At 55.8% G+C, this 1432-nt stretch carries 1 rRNA gene (cut by a window edge); it reads right to left on the bottom strand.

The window, feature by feature from the left end:
* A 23S ribosomal RNA gene (locus T260_RS124130) occupies nt 1-851 on the bottom strand (it extends 1856 nt beyond the left edge of the window).
* Nucleotides 852-1432: the final 581 nt, after the last annotated feature.

Raw genomic sequence — 1432 nt, 5'->3', positions numbered from 1 at the left:
AAACCCGAGGCTAGCCCTAAAGCTATTTCGGGGAGAACCAGCTATCTCCAAGTTCGATTGGCATTTCACCCCTACCCACACCTCATCCCCGCACTTTTCAACGTGCGTGGGTTCGGGCCTCCAGCCGGTGTTACCCGGCCTTCACCCTGGACATGGGTAGATCACCTGGTTTCGGGTCGACGACGACGTACTCACACGCCCTGTTCAGACTCGCTTTCGCTGCGGCTCCGCCTCTTCGGCTTAACCTCGCACGCCATCGTCACTCGCCGGTTCATTCTACAAAAGGCACGCCATCACCCATCAACGGGCTCTGACTACTTGTAGGCACACGGTTTCAGGTTCTCTTTCACTCCCCTCCCGGGGTGCTTTTCACCTTTCCCTCACGGTACTGGTGCACTATCGGTCACTAGGGAGTATTTAGCCTTGGGAGATGGTCCTCCCTGCTTCCGACGGGATTCCTCGTGTCCCGCCGTACTCAGGATCCGCTCGGGAGGGAACGAAGTTTCGACTACAGGGCTCTCACCTTCTCTGGCCGGCCGTTCCAGACCGGTTCGTCTACCCCGTCCCTTTCTCACTCCCATCGTGAGCGGTCCTACAACCCCAAGAGGACNGGGAATCGCGGTTGCTTTCTTCTCCTCCGGGTACTAAGATGTTTCAGTTCCCCGGGTGTGCCCTCCATGCCCTATGGATTCAGGCATGGATACTGCCCCATTACGGACAGTGGGTTCCCCCATTCGGACATCTCCGGATCAACGCTTGCTTACAGCTCCCCGAAGCGTTTCGGCGTTTGCCCCGTCCTTCATCGGCTCCTAGTGCCAAGGCATCCACCGTGCGCCCTTTCCAGCTTAACCTATTGCGCTCTCGGCTTCTTCCTTACTGTCTAGCTTCGGCTCGCCGCCGCTCGGGGTCAAATCACCTTCGCCTTCGGGATGTGAACATCCCTCCAGGCGAAGAACATTTGCCCATCGCGATCGCCACGATGGCGATATTTCGCCGTTGCCCGCAGGACGCGGGCTGCCTTTAGGCGAAATTACGAGCCTCCGCTTTTCCGGTTATCTAGTTTTCAAGGAACGAGACTGCTTCTTGAATTTGCTTCTCTGCAGTCTTGCATCGAGGAATCCTGCTTCCTCGAATCTGCTAGAAGACGCAGATGCAAAGTAGCTCCTTTGAATTCGCTTCTTCGCTGGTTTGCGTCGAGGAATCCAGCTTCTCTGAATTCACTTGTAGACGCAGACGCAAAGCAACTGAAGGAATTTCTCATTCCTTCAAAACTGAACGAAACAGAAGCGCGTTTTGCTTTGAATAACGACTGATGTCTAGCTCCAGCGCCTGGCTCTCTTCTGCCAAATAACCTTCCCCCTCGGGGTGCAAGCACCCCTGCGGGTGAAGAACATTTGGCTTCGAGAGCCAAACGCGGCGCTTCCGCTTTTCT

The sequence above is a fragment of the Geobacillus thermopakistaniensis genome (assembly GCF_000498995.1).
In the GTDB taxonomy this organism is placed as follows: Bacteria; Bacillota; Bacilli; order Bacillales; family Anoxybacillaceae; genus Geobacillus; species Geobacillus thermoleovorans.
This window is presented reverse-complemented; position numbering and strand designations above follow the sequence as displayed.